We start from the raw sequence: 16,125 nt of genomic DNA, 5'->3' as shown, positions 1-16,125 counted from the left end.
AAACTCGGAAGCAACAACAAACGAAATAAACGGTAGAAGCCTATGTTCATCGTACTCGAAGGTCTGGACGGGGCCGGCAAGTCGACCCAGATCGGGATGCTGCGCCAACTCTTTGCGGAGCGTGGCGTGGAGAGCGAATACGTCCATTTCCCGCGTTTCGATGCGCCGGTCTACGGCGATCTGATCGCTCGTTTTCTCAGGGGTGAGTTCGGGGGTGTGGACGAGGTGAACCCCTATCTGGTGGCGCTGCTCTACGCCGGCGACCGGGCCGAGGCCGCCGGGATGATCCGCGGCTGGCTGGCTGCGGGCCGGGCTGTGATTCTCGACCGTTACGTCTGGTCGAACGTCGGTTACCAGTGTGCGAAACTTCCGGCCGGAGAGGAGCGTGACCGTCTGGCGCGGTGGATCCTCGACCTGGAGTTCGGCCACAATGCGCTGCCGCGTCCCGACGTGTCGCTCTTCCTCGATGTTCCCTTCGCCTTCACCGAGCGCAAACTCGCCGAGACGCGCGAGGGTGCCGACCGCGACTACCTCCACGGCGGGCGCGACATCCACGAGGATGCCCTCGATCTGCAGCGCCGCGTGCGCGAGGTCTACCTCTCGATGGCGGCGCGCGATGCGAAACTGTGCGTCGTGGAGTGCGGCGATTCGAGCGGTGCGATGGAGAGCCCGGAACGTATCTTTGAAAAAATCCGCGGGGTGCTGGCCCCGATAATCGACGCACGATGAGAGGGACGCGAACATTCAAGATTGTGGCGAACATCTGCCGGCTCATTCTGGCCTGCACGTTCATCCTGTCGGGTTTCACGAAGGTGATCGACCCGTGGGGCACGGCACTCAAGGTGAGCGAATACCTCTCGATCTACGGCATGGAGTGGCTCGATCCGGCGGCCATGACCTTCTCGATCTGGTTGTGCGGCGCCGAACTGATGATGGGCTGCATGCTGTTGTTCAAGGTGCGTATCCGGCTGATTTCGATCTTTGCGGTGCTGTCGATGACCTTCTTTACGGTGCTGACGCTGCTGAGCGCCACGGTGCTTCCGGTCGAGGATTGCGGCTGCTTCGGCGATGCACTGCGTTTGACGCCATGGGAGACCTTTGCCAAGAATGTCGTGCTGCTGCCCATGGCGCTGGTGGTGTGGTGGCGTTACCGCCCGGACAAGGTCTTTGCCTTCAAACCCATGGAGATCGTGCTGACCTGCACGTTCTTCTGCCTGTCGATGTATCTGGGCTACTACTGTTACATTCACCTGCCGCTGATCGACTTCCTGCCCTACAAGGTGGGGGTGAACATCCACGAGGCGATGCAGGCTCCGGACGAGGCTCCGGACGAATCGGAGACGGTGCTCGTCTACCGCAACCGGGCGACGGGTGAGGAGCGGGAGTTCTCGCTGGAGGATCCCGAGTGGCAGGACGATACGAAGTGGGAGTGGGTCGATACGCGCACGACGAGCGATGTACCGTCCGTCCGTCCGCTGGTGAGTGAGTTTGCGCTGCGTGATGCCGCAGGTCGCGACGCCACGCTGGAGGTGATCACCCGCCCGGGGAGGGTCTACATGCTCTGCGTGACGGATTTCGAGCGGCAGTCGAAGCGTTGCACCCGCCGGATGGCCGAACTGGTCGAGCGGGCCCGCAGCGAAGGTGCGTGGGTGGTCTGCCTGACCCCCGACCTGCTCCACGGGGCGATGACGCACGATTTCGGTACGGGCGGGGTGCCCTGCTACAACATCGACGCCTCGACGATGAAGACCATGCTGCGGGCCGAATGCGGACTGGTGACGCTCGACGACGGCACCATCACGGCTAAGCAGAACTGTCGCGATATTCGTCCGTAGAGGCGCGCGAGGGGGCCCGGCGGGGCTTGTGGTATGAAAGTTGACCTTCCGACGGGAGGTCGACTTTTCTTTTTGAGGGGCCTTCCGTTTGCGGGGGATCTCCGCACGGTGAAGCCGCGGTCGGAATCCCGGCATCGGAGCCCGGACGGGGAGAGGTCGATCCATGAAATCGAACTCATCCCATGCGCCACATTCTCTGTTATCTGCTTTTGCCGCTGCTGGCCGGCGGGTGTTCACGCCGCGGAGCGTCGGTAGCGACGGCTCCGCGTCCGGTGAAGGTCACCACGGCGGCTGCGGCCCACACCCTGGAAAAGGATTTTGCCGGTCTGGCCACGCCGGACGATGCCGTCACGCTGGCCTTCAAACTCTCGGGCCAGGTGCTGCGCGTGGCCGTATCGAAGGGCGAACGGGTCGAACGGGGGGCGTTGCTGGCCGAACTCGATCCGCGGGATGTCGAACTGCAGGTCACGGCGACGCGTTCGGCCTTCGAGGAGGCGCGTTCGGTGCGTGAGCGCATGCAGCGGCTGCTGTCGCACGAAGCCGTTTCGCGGCAGGAGGCCGAGGCGGCCGACACACGCTACGCCCAGGCGCGGTCAACCTACGAGAATACGCTCGACCTGCTGGACGAAACCCGTCTGAAGGCCCCCTTCGCCGGGGTGATCGAGCGTACGTACGTCGACAATTTCGAGCGGGTGCAGGCCGGACAGTCGATCGTGCGGCTGGTCAATCCCGTGACGACGACCGTGCAGTTCACCCTGCCCGAGAGTGCGCTGGATGCGCTGCGCGACACGACGACGCGCTTCGTGGTGCGTTTCGACAACTACCGCGGGGTGACGATCCCCGCCCGGCTGAAGGATTACGCCCAGACCTCGTCCGACGCCTCGGGATTTCCGGTGTCGCTGCGGCTGGAGAATCCCGATCCGTTGCGGTGGCGCATCTCGCCCGGCATGTCGTGCACGATTACGATGCAGAGTGCCGATCCGGTGGCGGATGCCGTGTCGCTGCCGCTGACGGCGGTCTGCGCTCCGGCCGAGGGCGGGACCTACGTCTGGATCGTGGGTGCGGCCGACCGGGTGACGCGGCGGGCCGTGACGCTGGGCGAGCTTTTCGGTCGCGACCGTGTGGTGATCGACCGCGGCGTGCAGCCCGGCGAGCGGGTCGTCACGGCGGGGGTCTACCGCCTGACGGAGGGCGAAGAGGTACGGATTCTCAACTGATCGGGCCATGAATCTCACTACCTATTCGCTGCGCAACGGCCGCGTCGTCGGTTTCTTTCTCGCCCTGCTTCTGGTCGGGGGCGTGGCGGGCTTTCTGCGCCTGGGCAAGAAGGAGGATTCGACCTTTGTCATCAAGAGTGCCCTGCTGATGTGCTCCTACCCGGGGGCGACGCCGCAGGAGGTCGAGGAGCTCGTCACCGAACCCATCGAACGCGAGGTGCAGTCGATGCGCCGCATCCACAAGATCACCTCCGAATCACACTACGGACGTTCGCGGATCCTGGTCGAACTCGACCCGGGCACCCCGTCGCGAGAGATCCCGCAGCTGTGGGACGAACTGCGCCGCAAGGCGCTCGACATCCAGCCGCAGCTGCCTTCGGGGGCCTCGGCTATTGCGGTGGCTGACGACTTCGGCGACGTCTACGGCATCTACTACGGCCTCTCGGCCGACGAGGGCTTCACGCTGACCGAGCTGCGCGACTGGGCCCAGCGGCTGAAACGCGAGCTGGTGACGCTCGACGGGGTGCAGAAGGTGACCCTCTTCGGCGAGCAGAGCCCCGTGGTGAACGTCTACGTGAGCCTCTCGGCGCTGGCCAACTTTGCGATCCGCCCCGAGACGATCGTCGCGACGATCGGCCAGCAGAACACCCTGGTCGACAGCGGCGAGAAGCAGGCCGGCGAGCTGCAGATCCGCATCCTGGAGGACGGCACCTACCATTCGCTCGACGATCTGGAGAATCAGCTGCTGATCTCCTCCTCGGGCCGGCAGTACCGCCTGGGCGACCTGGCCCGCATCGAACGCGGCTATGCCGATCCGCCGCAGACGCTGATGCGCGTCGACGGACGCCGGGCGGTGGGAATCGGCATCTCGACCGAATCGGGGAGCGACGTGGTGCGTGTCGGTGAGCGGATCGACGCCCGATTGGCCGAACTGCGCGGCGAAATGCCCTTCGGCATGGAGCTCACGGTGCTCTACCCCGAGAACCGCATCGCCCGCGAGGCGACGCGCACCTTCCTGTGGAATTTGGTCGAGTCGGTGGCCATCGTCGTGGCGGTCATCATGCTGGTGATGGGGCTGCGCCCGGGGGTGCTCATCGGCACGTCGCTGCTCTTTTCGATCGGCGGCACGCTGCTGCTGATGCAGTTTGCGGGCGAGGGGCTGAACCGCACCTCGCTGGCGGGCTTCATCATCGCCATGGGCATGCTGGTCGACAACGCCATCGTCGTCACGGATAACGCGCGTCAGGCGATGCGGCGCGGCGCGGCGTGCCGCGAGGCCTTCATCACCGGGGCCACGGCCCCGCGCTGGAGCCTGCTGGGGGCTACGCTGATTGCCATCTTCTCGTTTCTTCCGCTCTATCTGGCCCCGTCGTCCGTGGCCGAGATTGTGCGGCCGCTCTTCGTTGTGGTGGCCTTCTCGCTGCTGCTGAGCTGGGTGCTGGCCCTGACCCAGACGCCGCTCTTCGGCGTGCGGCTGCTGCAGGTCGCCCCGGCCCGGCGCGATCCCTACGATACGCGCTTCTACCGGGCCTTCGACCGCCTGCTCGATGCGTTGCTGCGCCACCGCTGGGCGACCGTTGCCGCGGTGGCCGCACTCTTTGTCGTGTCGCTGGCCGTCATGGGCCGCATGCCGCAGAATTTCTTCCCGGCGCTCGACAAACCCTACTTCCGGGCCGACGTGCTGCTGCCCGAGGGGTACAACATCCACGATACGGAGCAACAGCTCGAACGGATGGAGGCGTGGTTGCACGAACAGCCCGAGGTGAAGTTCGTCTCGTGGACGGCCGGTGCTACGCCGCCGCGCTACTACCTGGCCAGCGGCACCTCGTCGCAGCGGCCCAATTTCGGCAACCTGCTCGTCGAGCTCCACGACAGCCGTCAGACGGCCGCCGTCGAGGAGCGTTTCGACGGCTGGGTCACCGCTACGTTCCCCGACGTGTGGCTGCGCTCGTCGTTGTTCAAGCTCTCGCCCGTGCCGGATGCGGCGATCGAGTTCGGCTTCATCGGCGGGAACATCGATACGCTGCGGCGCCTGACGGCGCGGGCCGAGGCTGTCATGCACCGTACGCCCAGCGCTACGAACATCCGCAACAGCTGGGGCAACCGCATCCCGACCTGGCAGCCGCTCTACTCGCAGATGAAGGGGCAGCGCATCGGCATCACGCGCAGCCAGCTGGCCCGCGGCATCACCATCGCCACGCAGGGCTATCCGCTCGGACAGTACCGCGAGGGGGACCTCACGCTGCCCATCCTGCTCAAGGATGAGAATATCGCCGCCTATAACCTGACCAACCTCCAGTCGTTGCCGATCTTCAACCCTTCGGGGCGGGTCTTCTCGATCGAGCAGGCGACCGACGGCGTGCGCTTCGACTTCCGCCCGGGGGTGATCCGCCGTTTTGACCGCCAGCGGGTGATGAAGGCGCAGTGCGACCCGGTGCGCGGGGTCAACACCATGCAGCTCTTCGCGGCACTGAAGGACTCCCTCCGCCGTGCCGTCGACCTTCCCGCGGGCTATGCGATGCGCGTCTTCGGCGAGCAGGAGAGCCAGCAGGAGTCCAACGCCGCACTGGGCCGCTACCTGCCGCTGACGCTGGTGCTGATCTTCATCACGCTGCTGCTGCTCTTCCGCAACTACCGCGAGCCGGTGGTCATTCTGCTGATGATCCCGCTGATCTTCATCGGCGTGGTCTTCGGACTGGCCGTGACGGGCCGGATCTTCAACTTCTTCTCGCTGCTGGGGCTGCTGGGGCTCGTCGGGATGAACATCAAGAACGCCGTGGTGCTGGTCGAACAGATCAACACGCTGCGGGCCGCGGGCCGTACGCCGCGCGAGGCGCTCGTCGAGGCGACGCGCAGCCGCATCGTCCCCGTGGTGATGGCTTCGGGGACCACCATCCTCGGCATGCTGCCGCTGCTTTTCGATGCGATGTTCGGCGCGATGGCCGCCACGATCATGGGCGGACTGCTCGTGGCCACGCTGCTGACGATCTGCGTCCTGCCCGTAGTCTATGCCCTCTTTTACCGGATCCGATGACCATGAAAACCTGCTTGTTCCCACTCATTCTGCTGCTCACCGGGCCTGTTGCCGCCTTCGGGCAGACGTCGCTCGAAGAGTACCGCACGGAGGTCGCCTCCTACAGCCGGACGCTGAAAATCGCCCGGGCCGGGAGCCGGGCCGCCGAGGCCGAGGCCGCCGCCGCGCGTACGGGCTACCTGCCGCAGTTGTCGCTGGCCGGGAACTTCTCGTGGGCGTTCCGCTGCCGCGAGGGCGCCGAACAGTGGACCTTCGGCGTGCTGCCGCAGCTGGTGCAGACGCTCTACGGCGGCGGGGCCGTGCGTGCGGCGGCCCGGCAGACGGCCCTGGGGAGCGACATTGCCCTTTGCGAGGAGGCGTTTTCGCGTTTCGAGGTGCGCTACGCGGCCGAATACGCCTATTGGAGCCTCTCGGCCGTGGAACTCTACGCCGCGGCGATGCGTGAATACGTCTCGCTGATCCGTTCGCTGAAGGAGGTCGTCGACCGCCGCTTTGCCGAGGGCTATATCGCAAAGGGCGACGTGCTGATGATCGACGCGCGGCTGAGCGAGGCGGAGTATTCGCTGGTCAGCGTCGAGCAGAACCGCGAGGTGGCCCTGCACAACTTCAACATCCTGCGCGGCACCGATCCGGCCGAGTCCGTGTCGTTGCGCGAGAGCATCCGCGACACGCTGCCGCTGCCGCGCCGCATTCCGGCCGGGGAGGCCGTGGCGCGACGTCCCGACCATACGGCCGCGTTGCTGCGCACGGAGCAGGCCGACGAAGGGGTGCGGGCGGCCCGGGCCCCGTACAATCCGCAGGTGAGCGTCGGGGTGGGGGGCTCGTGGCAGCCGGCGACGCCCAACCGCGACGGCCGCACGCAGATCGACGGTTCGGCCTTCGTGCAGCTGTCCGTTCCGATCTTCCATTGGGGCGAACGGCGTCGCACGGTGGCCGCGGCCCGGGCCGCCCGTGAACAGCAGGCTTGGGCGGCCGAACAGCGTTACGACGACATCGTCCGCGAGGAGATGAACGGCTGGACGGCGCTGGTGCAGAGCCGGGCGCAGGTCGATGCCTCGGAGGCGAGCCTGCGCATCGCGGGCGAGAACCTGCAGATCAGCACTTACTCCTACGGCGAGGGTCTGACGACGATCCTCGACGTGATGCAGGCGCAGCTGAGCTGGATCCAGCTCTATACCAACGCCATCCGGGCCCACTTCAACTATGCCGCAGCCCTGTCGGACTACCGCCGCATCACGGCACAGTGACCTCCCCTCCCGACACCAGACGGGCGAAGATTCCCGGCGCTTTTCCTCAATCGGAAGAGTCGTGGAAGTCTTCGCCCGCTGCCTTTTCTGGACTGACGCGAGGGGCTCAGGCCTTGACCGGCGCGGTGTTCACGACGGCGATCTCACGCGAGACGGGGGCGATGCGCGAGAGCATCTGCACCAGCCCGCAATACTTGTCGTGGGTGAGTTCGAGGGCGTGGCTGGCCTTTGCACAGTCCTCTTCGCTCGCGCACGCGACGTTGTAGACGACATGGAAGCAGGTGAAGGTGCTCTCGGTGCGGAGCGTTTCGGTCGAGAGGTCGCCCGAAACGCTGATTTCGAAATTGCAGGGCTTCATGCGTTTGCGCTGCATGATGGCGGCGGCGGTCTGCCCGGCACACTGCGCCGCGGCATAGAGCAGCAGCTCCTTGGGGTTCATCGAGGCCGTATCGGCCCCTCCGCGCGGTTCGAAACGCCCGGCGCGGTTCATCTGAACGTTCACTTTCTCAGTCATGGTATTCGGTTTTTGGTTTGAACAATACGCCGCGGGCAAATTCCGTTCCTTTAAGGGTGTGGCGTCGGATAAATTTTCTTATCTTTGTCCGATTCTCCATCCGCCCCGGCCGCCCGGAGCGCGGAGATGAACTTGAATTGACTATGCGAAGATTCCGAATATTGCTGCCGTTGATGGCGCTGGCACTCTGTGCGCCCGGTGTACGGGCCGCGGAGAGCGATCCCGAAACCCTGATGCGGCGGGCCCGCGATCTGTTCGGCTACGGCCGTTGGAGCGATGCCCGCCACGAACTGCTGCGGGCCCGCGAGGCGATGGCCCCGGACGACCGTTCCCTGCAGCAGGAGATTGACTACTACCTGGCGGCGTGTGCCGTCGAACTGGGCAGCGCCGATGCCGAGGCGTCCCTGCGCCGTTTCGAGGAGCGTTATCCGCAGTCGGTCTATGCCAACGACGTGCGCTTCTCGCTCGGATCGTTCTACTGCGCGGCGGGGAACATGGCCCGGGCGCGCGAAGCCTTTGAACGTACGAATTACAAGGCCCTGAGTCCGCAGCGCCGCGAACAGTACGACATCCGCATGGGCTACGTCGAGTTCGCGGACGGCCGTTACAAGGAGGCCGGCGAGCACTTCTCGCGCATCGGCGACCGCAGCGAGTATGCCGACCATGCGCACTACTACCTGGCTTACATCGATTATGCCGAGGGCCGCTATGCCCGGGCCAAACAGGGCTTCCTCCGGCTGCGGAAGAGCGACGCCTACGGGGCGCTGGTTCCCTACTACCTGCTTCAGATCGAGTTCCGCGAGGGCAACTACCGCTACGTGGTCGAACATGGCGATGCGCTGGCCCGGCAGGCCGTGCCGGAACGCCGTGCCGAGCTGGAGCGTGTGATTGCCGAGTCGTGGTTCCGGCTCGAGGATTTCAACCGCACGCTCGAACATCTGGCCGCCTACCGCACTTCGGGCGGCGAGATGGACCGCGACGCCTGCTACCTGGAGGGCTTCTCGCTCTACCGCACGGCGCGTTATGCCGAGGCTGCGGAGTGGCTGCGCAAGGCGTGCGGCGCGGAGGATGCCCTGACGCAGAACGCCTCCTACCACCTGGCCGACTGCTACCTGCGGGCCGGCGACAAGGAGCGTGCGATGCAGGCCTTTGCCATGGCCACGGACGAGTCGCTCGATGCCGCGATCGCCGAGGATGCGCTGTTCAACTACGCCAAACTGCAGTACGAACTGGGCGGCGGGGCCTTCAACGGGGCGATCAACCTGCTGACGCGCTACATCGAACGTTACCCCTCGACGCCGCGGACCGCCGAGGCGCGGACGCTGCTGATTGCCGCCTACTACAATTCGCGCGACTACGAAGCCGCCTACCGGGCCATCAAGGCGATGCCGTCGGGCGATGCGGAGATCCGCGCCGCGCAGCAGAAGATCGCCTACTACCGCGGACTGGAGGCCTACCGCGCGGGTGATATCCGCACGGCTCGGACGTGCCTGGCCGAGGCGCAGTCGATCAACGTCAGTCCCAAGTATACGGCGCTGAGCACCTTCTGGCAGGGTGAGATTGCCTTCCGGGAGGGGGACTACGCCGTGGCTGCGGCCAAGTACAACGCCTATCTGAAACGGGCGCCGCGTACGGAACGCGAGTATGCCCTGGCGTGGTACAACCTCGGTTACTGCGCCTTCGACCGCAGCGACTGGGCACAGGCCGGCGATGCCTTCGACCGCTTCCTCGCGGCCCATGCGCCGAAAGACCGCTACCGGGCCGATGCACTGAACCGGCTGGGCGACGTGGCCTACTCGGATCGCCGTTTCGAAGAGGCGGTCGGGGAGTACGACCGGGCCATTGCGCTGGCCACCCCCGAGGCGGAGTACGCCCGCTACAAACGGGCCGTGACGCTCGGCATTCTGGGCCGCACGGAGCAGAAACAGCAGGCCCTGCGGCAGATCGAGGCGGCGGGCGGCGAATATGCCGACGAGGCCTCCTACGAACTGGGCCGCAGCTACATCGCCCAGCAGAAGTATGCCGAAGGTGCCGCCCAGCTGGAGCGTTTCGTGGCCCGCTACCCCTCGTCGCCGCGGGTGACGGCCGCCTGGTCGGACCTGGGTCTGGCCTATCTGAATCTGGGCAACCGGCAGAAGTCGCTGGCCTGCTACGACCGCGTGGTGACTGCGGCTCCGCAATCCTCCGAGGCGCGGGGTGCGATGCAGAGCATCCGCGAGATCTACGTCTCGGAGGGTGATGCCGATGCCTACTTCGACTATGCGGCCCGGGCGGGCATTGAGAGCGATCTGACGGCCCTGTCGCGTGACTCGCTCTCGTTTGCCGCGGCGCAGAAACTCTACCTCGACGGCGACCGCACGGCCGCCACCCGTGCCCTGAACAGTTATGTCGAGACCTATCCGAAGGGCTCCTACCGCACCGATGCCCTCTACTACCTGAGCGACTGCTATCTGGTGGCCGACAACCGCGAGCGGGCCATCGAGACCCTCACGGCGCTGGCCGATCAGGGCAAGACCCCCTATACGGTTCCGGTGCTGGAGAAACTTTCGGAGCTGACCTGCGCCGAGAAGCGTTGGGACGAGGCCGCCGCGGCCTACCGGCGGCTCTACGATGTGGCGCCGTCGCGCACGGCGCGTGAGGATGCCGCGACGGGCTACGTGCGGGCGAGAGTGGCCGGCGGTGACGCCGCGAAGATTGCCGCGGCGGCCCGCGAGGTGATTGCGCTTCCGGATGCCGGTCAGACGGCCACGCGTGAGGCGAAGTATGCGCTGGCCACGCAGTTGCGCGAAGGGGGCGATGCGGCAGAGGCCGCGAAGCTCTACCGCGACCTGGCTGCGGAGGTCCGCACGAAGGAGGGTTCCGAGGCGGCCTACCGCCTGATCGAGGCGACCTTTGCGTCGGGCGATCTGGACCGTACCGAGAAGGAGGTCTTCGCCCTCTCGGATCGCAACCCGCAGCCTTACTGGCTGGCCCGTGCCTACCTGCTGCTGGGCGAGGTCTACGTGCGCCGGGGCGATACGTTCCAGGCACGGGCCACGTGGCAGAGCGTGGCCGACGGATATTCGCCCGCCGATGACGGCATTGTCGAGGAGGCCCGGGCGCGAATCGCTAAACTCAACTGATGATGAAACGATTGTGGATGATAGCCGCCTGTGCGGCGATGGTGGTGCCGCAGTGGGTTGCGGCCCAGGTGGAGAAGCAGGTCGAGGTGACGAAGGCCTACGTCCCGCGGGTGGAGAGCGCCGCGAAGCTGGCGATAGAACCCGACATGAACGATACGACGCGGATGCGTCCCGAGATCGGTTATACGGTGACGCCGCTGTCGCTGCGCACGACGCTCACGACGCGTCCGATCCGTCCGGCGACGGTCACCTACTGGGAGTTCAACCGTCCGCAGCCCTTCTACTTGAAGGTCGGGGCGGGCTATCCGTTGAATTCCGTGCTGGATTTCTACGCCACGACGCAGAATCCCTCGACGGGCTACGCCATGGCCTATGTGAACCATGCGGGATATTATGCGAAGATCGCCAATCCGTTCGGCGGGAAGCACAACTCCACGCGGATGTACAACCGGGCGGGCATTGCGGCCGGCAAATACATCGGACGCCATACGCTCGAGGGCGAACTCTCCTACGACAACCGCATGTATCACCGTTACGGGGTCTGGGTACCCTCCGTTCCGGAGCTCGCATTCGGTGCCGGGGCGATGACCGACTATGGCGATGCACGGCTGCAGCTGCGTTTCGGCGACGATTTCCAGGATCTGAGCCGGCTGAATTTCGAGGTGGGGCTCCACGGCGGGCTCTTCTTCGACCACTCCGATCTGCCCGTTCCGGACATGTCGGGACGTGAGAGCTCGATCGGGGCTGACGGCCGGATTGCCTGGGCCTGGGGCCGCAGCCGCTTCGGCGTGTCGATAGCCTACGATTACCTGGGCGGCCACAAGTATCTGGAGGGCAGCAACCAGCAGCTGATCCGTGCCGGAGTGCGCTACGGCTTCGACGGCGGGGTGGTTCGGCTCGACGCGGGGGCCGACTACTACCGTGACCGTGTCGGCACGACAGCCCTTGCGGACTACGAGCGCGGCAACTACCTCATTCCCTACCTGCGGCTGAATTTCAACCTCGGCACGCCCGGACTGCAGCCCTTCGTCGAGGCCGACGGCGGGGTGCATCCGAACGACCTGCGCTCGCTCACGGAGCAGAACCCCTACGTGCGTTCGTCGCAGTGGCCGTCGGACGCCTTCCTCACCACGTCGGACCAGCCGCAGGGCAAGAGCCTCTTCCCGATCTACGACGAAACTTCGCTGTGGCTTGCGAAGAGTTCCGTAGACTACAACTTCCGCCTCGGTCTGGGGGGCAGCCTCTGGCATTCGATCGTTGCCTATCGCCTCTATGCGGGCTTTTCGATCCACGACAACCACCTCTTCTGGACGGGATGGCAGGTGGCAAGACCCGACACGGGGTGTGACGTGCTGTTCCTGCCGGTCCAGGCGCGCCAGACCGTGACGTCGCTCAACGGCGAGATCGAAATCCGTCCGTTGAGCTCGCTGAAGATCGACCTCGGGGCTCACGGCCGTCTCTACAACGACGAAACCGATCTGAAGAACGGCGATCCGGCCTTTGCGGGGAATGCCGGCATCGCCTATGAGGGGCGCAGGATCGCCTTCGGTGTCGAGGCTCGGTTCGAGAGTGCGCGCAGTTGGTCGGTCTATCGGTATACGCTGCAGTCTGCCGGCGTGGACGGCTCGACTTGGGAGGGGAGCGGCACGTTGGAGAAGGAGGCGCTGGATCCCTTCCGGACACCGTTCGGGGTTGATCTGCGAGCCCATTTCGACTGGCATGTTTCGGGTCGCGTGACCTTGTTTGCCGAGGGCCGCAACCTGCTCAACCGGAAACTCTACGACGAGGCCTGGTTCCCCGAACCGGGCGCGCGGTTTACCGTCGGCATCAAGGCCAACTTCTGATCCGGCGAACCGGCCTGGTCCGCACGCGGCGCGGCGGAATCGGGCTGGCTGGTCTTGGGTTTTGATAGGGTCGGCCCCGGGCCGGTCGCAAATCGGACCCGGGTCAGTCTCGGGTCGGTCTCGGGTCGGTCCCGGGGGGATGTAAGGGCCGAAACATGATTTTTTCGGTCGTCCTGATACCAACGTGCGGGATTTTTGCTATCTTCAGGACGTGTTGCGGAGAGTTCTGCGACACGTCTTGTTCATTCAATCAAAAAACGAACTGCCATGAAACATGCAATGCCTGCGCTTCCGTATGCACCGGAGGCCCTTGCTCCGAAGATGAGCCGCGAAACACTCGACTATCACTACGGCAAACACCTGCAGACCTACGTCGACAATCTCAACGCCCTGATTCCCGGCACCCCCTACGAGGAGATGCCTCTCGAGGAGATCATCCGCAAGGCCGACGGGGCGATCTTCAACAACGCCGCCCAGACCTGGAACCATACCTTCTTCTTCCGCCAGCTGACCCCCGAACAGGGTCCCGTACCCGCGAAACTGGCTGCCAAACTCACGGCCGAATTCGGTTCGGTCGAGACCTTCCGCGAGCAGTTCACCCGGGCGGCTCTGGGGCTGTTCGGCTCGGGCTGGGTGTGGCTGGCGGCCGACCGTGCGGGACACCTCTCGATCGTGGCGATGTCGAATGCCGGCAATCCGCTGCGTGACGGGCTGCGCCCGGTGATGACGGTCGACGTCTGGGAGCACGCCTACTACATCGACTGGCGCAACCGCCGGGCCGACTTTCTGAAGGCCTTCTGGGAACTGATCGACTGGAAGCAGGTGGCCGACCGGGCCGTACCTCGCCGTTATCGCTGCACGGCGTGCGACTACGTCTACGATCCCGCGAAGGGTGATCCCGAGACGGGCATCGCCCCCGGTACGCCGTTCGAGGAGATTCCCGACGACTGGACCTGCCCCGTGTGCGGACTCTACAAGGAGGCATTCCGTCCCGTCGAGGAGTAACGGACGTCTGCCGGTTCCGCTCCGGAACCGGGAGTTCCGGAGCGAATCTGAGCGTGCCGGGAAGCGCCTTTTCCCGCGGACTCCGGGCGGGCCGGAAACCCTCCGGGGCGTCCCGGGAGATCCGGAAAACCCGAAGCCACGAAAAAGCCCGTCCGGGCATTGGCTCGGACGGGCATCTCGGCGGCGCAGAGTCTGCCGGCGATCAGAAGACGAACTTTTCGAGCTTCAGTTCACCGAGTTGCTCCATGCGCGGAACGAGGGTCGTGAAGTGTGACGAACGTTCGTGGGCCGACAGCGCCTTGGCGTCGCTCCACGTCTCGCAGATCATCAACACATCGCGGCGCGTCGCGCTTTCGAAGAGGTCGTATGCGACGCATCCTTCATCCTTGAGCGAAGCGGTGACCAGTTCGCGGGCCGTGCGGACCAGTTCGTCACGGTTGCTCTCCGTCGTGCGGATAAAAACATTCAAACGGATCATATCGTATCGTTTTATGGAGATCGGAGCCGGGCTCCGTATCTCCGGGTTATGCTTGACGAGGCGAATTTAGTAAAAATTTCGGGAAACGATTCGGCCGTGAGGTTCTTTTCGCGGTTCGGTTTTTGCAGCCGGACTTCGGGATCCGGCCCCGGGGCGTATCCGACCCGTGGAAGGTTCACCCGATCAAGCACATCAAAATCGGAAAAGAGATGAAAGCAAAACATCTGTTATTGGCCCTTGCGGCCATTGGCGGCGCCTTCGAGGCGTTGGCCTGTACGGGAATCTCGCTCACGGCGGCCGACGGCAGCTACATCCAGTCGCGGACGATTGAGTGGGGCAACAGCGCCCTGGAGAGCATGTATGTCGTCATTCCGCGCGGCGAACGGCTGCAGTCGCTCACGCCCGACGGCCAGACGGGGCTCTCCTTCAAGGCACGCTACGGGGTTGTGGGGCTGGCCGTTGTCGAGAAGCAGTTCATCGCCGAGGGGATCAACGAGGCAGGACTTTCGGCCGGGCTCTTCTTCTTCCCGCAGTACGGCAGTTACGAGACCTATCAACCGGCACAGAGCGCCCGCACGCTGGTTGATCTGGAGGTGGCGCAGTGGATTCTGACGCAGTTTTCGACCATCGACGAGGTGAAGGCCGCGATCGGCGGGGTGCGCATCGTGGGGCTCGAGGCCAATGCCGTCGTGCATTGGCGCATCGGCGAGCCGTCGGGCCGCCAGGTGGTGCTGGAGATCGTCGGCGGCGTGCCGCACTTCTACGAGAATGAGGTGGGAGTGCTGACCAACGCCCCGGGCTTCGAGTGGCAGGTGACCAATCTGAACAACTACGTCAATCTGCGTCCGGGCGATGTCGAACCCTGCAAGATCGGTGAGAAGACGCTTCGGGCCTTCGGGGCCACGGCCGGATTTCTGGGGCTTCCGGGTGACGATACGCCGCCGTCGCGTTTCGTACGTGCGGCCTTTTTCCGTGCCACGGCCCCCGTGCGTGCCACAGCCTTCGCCACGGTGCAGGAGTGTTTCCACCTGCTGAACAACTTTGACGTGCCGATCGGTCTGGAGCACCCGGCCGGCAAGTGTCCCGACATTCCGAGCGCCACGCAGTGGACCTCGGCCATCGACCTGACCCACCGTGTGGTCTACTACAAGACGGCCTACAACAATACGATCCGCTGCATCGACCTCTCGCAGATCGACTTTGCGCGGGTGAGCTACCAGGTCCACCCGTTGGACCGCACTCAGACGCAGCCCGTCGAACGGATCGCGATTCGGTAGGGGGGTCGGCCGTCCGGCCCTCCCGACGACTATTTGCGGAAGATGAAGTAGACGGCCAGAATGATGCAGAGGAACCCGGCCAGATGGTTCCAGCGCAGCGTGTCGGACTTCATGAAGACCAGCGCGAAGATGGTGAAGACCGAGAGCGAGACGACCTCCTGAATGACCTTCAGTTCCCAGATCGAGAAGGGTCCTCCGAATTCGGCCGAGCCGATGCGGTTGGCCGGCACCTGGAAACAGTATTCGAAGAGGGCGACGCCCCAGCTCATGAGGATAACCAGCATGAGACTGAAGCGTTCGAGACGTGATTTGAAGGCGATCTGCCCGTACCAGGCCAGCGTCATGAAGGCGTTGGAGATGACGAGCAACGCGACGGTGGCAAGTCCACGGAACATAAGCATCTGTTTTTAAAAGCGGCGCAAAATTAGCGAATTTTTCGCAAATGTGACTCTTTTGCAGGCGAAAACGCACATTTCCCGACAGGAATGTGCGTTTTTTCGCTCTTCGGCAGGGAGGTGTCGGTGAGGCTTTGAGCCCGGAGAAGGGCCCGGT

General features: G+C 64.8%; 12 protein-coding genes. 9 read left to right on the top strand and 3 right to left on the bottom strand.

Annotation, left to right across the window (positions count from 1 at the left end):
- The first annotated feature begins 42 nt into the window (after nucleotides 1-42).
- The 5 genes from tmk (at nucleotide 43) to B5E60_RS09895 (ending at nucleotide 7,333) form a co-directional block, all read left to right on the top strand.
- On the top strand, nucleotides 43-729 hold the full coding sequence (tmk, locus tag B5E60_RS09915) for a dTMP kinase (RefSeq protein WP_087311338.1): 687 nt from the start codon (nucleotides 43-45) through the stop codon (nucleotides 727-729).
- Nucleotides 726-1,835, top strand: a complete 1,110-nt coding sequence (locus tag B5E60_RS09910) for a BT_3928 family protein (protein WP_087311337.1) — start codon at nucleotides 726-728, stop codon at nucleotides 1,833-1,835. Before tmk ends, B5E60_RS09910 begins: the two co-directional genes overlap by 4 nt.
- Nucleotides 1,836-2,017: 182 nt before the next feature.
- A complete protein-coding gene (locus B5E60_RS09905) occupies nucleotides 2,018-3,052 on the top strand; it encodes an efflux RND transporter periplasmic adaptor subunit (RefSeq protein WP_087311336.1) in 1,035 nt (344 codons plus the stop codon).
- Between the two features lie 7 nt (nucleotides 3,053-3,059).
- Nucleotides 3,060-6,086 carry an efflux RND transporter permease subunit gene (locus B5E60_RS09900; RefSeq protein WP_087311335.1) on the top strand — a complete coding sequence of 1,009 codons (3,027 nt, stop codon included), beginning with the start codon at nucleotides 3,060-3,062 and terminating at the stop codon, nucleotides 6,084-6,086.
- A 2-nt stretch (nucleotides 6,087-6,088) separates the two neighbouring features.
- Nucleotides 6,089-7,333, top strand: a complete 1,245-nt coding sequence (locus B5E60_RS09895; protein ID WP_087311334.1) for a TolC family protein — start codon at nucleotides 6,089-6,091, stop codon at nucleotides 7,331-7,333.
- A 106-nt stretch (nucleotides 7,334-7,439) separates the two neighbouring features.
- Here the strand turns inward: B5E60_RS09895 and B5E60_RS09890 are convergent, their stop codons facing one another.
- Nucleotides 7,440-7,847, bottom strand: a complete 408-nt coding sequence (locus tag B5E60_RS09890; RefSeq protein WP_087311333.1) for an OsmC family protein — start codon at nucleotides 7,845-7,847, stop codon at nucleotides 7,440-7,442.
- A gap of 143 nt (nucleotides 7,848-7,990) precedes the next feature.
- Here B5E60_RS09890 and B5E60_RS09885 point away from each other — a divergent pair, with 143 nt between their 5' ends.
- The 3 genes from B5E60_RS09885 to rd all read left to right on the top strand — a co-directional run bounded on the left by B5E60_RS09885 (nucleotide 7,991) and on the right by rd (nucleotide 13,818).
- Nucleotides 7,991-10,969, top strand: a complete 2,979-nt coding sequence (locus tag B5E60_RS09885) for a tetratricopeptide repeat protein (protein ID WP_087311332.1) — start codon at nucleotides 7,991-7,993, stop codon at nucleotides 10,967-10,969.
- Nucleotides 10,970-10,971: 2 nt separating this feature from the next.
- Complete coding sequence (locus tag B5E60_RS09880) at nucleotides 10,972-12,813, top strand: TonB-dependent receptor (protein ID WP_087311366.1); 1,842 nt, start codon at nucleotides 10,972-10,974, stop codon at nucleotides 12,811-12,813.
- 267 nt (nucleotides 12,814-13,080) lie between these two features.
- Nucleotides 13,081-13,818, top strand: a complete 738-nt coding sequence (gene rd, locus B5E60_RS09875; protein ID WP_087311331.1) for a rubredoxin — start codon at nucleotides 13,081-13,083, stop codon at nucleotides 13,816-13,818.
- Between the two features lie 202 nt (nucleotides 13,819-14,020).
- Here rd and B5E60_RS09870 read toward each other — a convergent pair whose 3' ends face one another.
- Nucleotides 14,021-14,296, bottom strand: coding sequence for a putative quinol monooxygenase (locus B5E60_RS09870; protein WP_087311330.1), 276 nt, complete (start codon nucleotides 14,294-14,296; stop codon nucleotides 14,021-14,023).
- Between the two features lie 209 nt (nucleotides 14,297-14,505).
- On the opposite strand from B5E60_RS09870, the gene B5E60_RS09865 reads away from it, so the two are divergent.
- Nucleotides 14,506-15,573, top strand: a complete 1,068-nt coding sequence (locus B5E60_RS09865; protein ID WP_087311365.1) for a linear amide C-N hydrolase — start codon at nucleotides 14,506-14,508, stop codon at nucleotides 15,571-15,573.
- A 29-nt stretch (nucleotides 15,574-15,602) separates the two neighbouring features.
- Here the strand turns inward: B5E60_RS09865 and B5E60_RS09860 are convergent, their stop codons facing one another.
- The gene (locus B5E60_RS09860; protein ID WP_087311329.1) at nucleotides 15,603-15,968 is read right to left on the bottom strand and encodes a DMT family protein; all 366 of its coding nucleotides are present in this window, start codon (nucleotides 15,966-15,968) and stop codon (nucleotides 15,603-15,605) included.
- Nucleotides 15,969-16,125 lie beyond the last annotated feature (157 nt).

The sequence above is a fragment of the Alistipes sp. An116 genome (assembly GCF_002161005.1).
GTDB lineage: Bacteria > Bacteroidota > Bacteroidia > Bacteroidales > Rikenellaceae > Alistipes > Alistipes megaguti.
This window is presented reverse-complemented; position numbering and strand designations above follow the sequence as displayed.

Coding starts and splice junctions, on each gene's coding strand:
- tmk (WP_087311338.1), top strand. CDS start 43: ATGTTCATCGTACTCGAAGGTCTGGACGGGGCCGGCAAGTCGACCCAG.
- B5E60_RS09910 (WP_087311337.1), top strand. CDS start 726: ATGAGAGGGACGCGAACATTCAAGATTGTGGCGAACATCTGCCGGCTC.
- B5E60_RS09905 (WP_087311336.1), top strand. CDS start 2,018: ATGCGCCACATTCTCTGTTATCTGCTTTTGCCGCTGCTGGCCGGCGGG.
- B5E60_RS09900 (WP_087311335.1), top strand. CDS start 3,060: ATGAATCTCACTACCTATTCGCTGCGCAACGGCCGCGTCGTCGGTTTC.
- B5E60_RS09895 (WP_087311334.1), top strand. CDS start 6,089: ATGAAAACCTGCTTGTTCCCACTCATTCTGCTGCTCACCGGGCCTGTT.
- B5E60_RS09890 (WP_087311333.1), bottom strand. CDS start 7,847: ATGACTGAGAAAGTGAACGTTCAGATGAACCGCGCCGGGCGTTTCGAA.
- B5E60_RS09885 (WP_087311332.1), top strand. CDS start 7,991: ATGCGAAGATTCCGAATATTGCTGCCGTTGATGGCGCTGGCACTCTGT.
- B5E60_RS09880 (WP_087311366.1), top strand. CDS start 10,972: ATGAAACGATTGTGGATGATAGCCGCCTGTGCGGCGATGGTGGTGCCG.
- rd (WP_087311331.1), top strand. CDS start 13,081: ATGAAACATGCAATGCCTGCGCTTCCGTATGCACCGGAGGCCCTTGCT.
- B5E60_RS09870 (WP_087311330.1), bottom strand. CDS start 14,296: ATGATCCGTTTGAATGTTTTTATCCGCACGACGGAGAGCAACCGTGAC.
- B5E60_RS09865 (WP_087311365.1), top strand. CDS start 14,506: ATGAAAGCAAAACATCTGTTATTGGCCCTTGCGGCCATTGGCGGCGCC.
- B5E60_RS09860 (WP_087311329.1), bottom strand. CDS start 15,968: ATGTTCCGTGGACTTGCCACCGTCGCGTTGCTCGTCATCTCCAACGCC.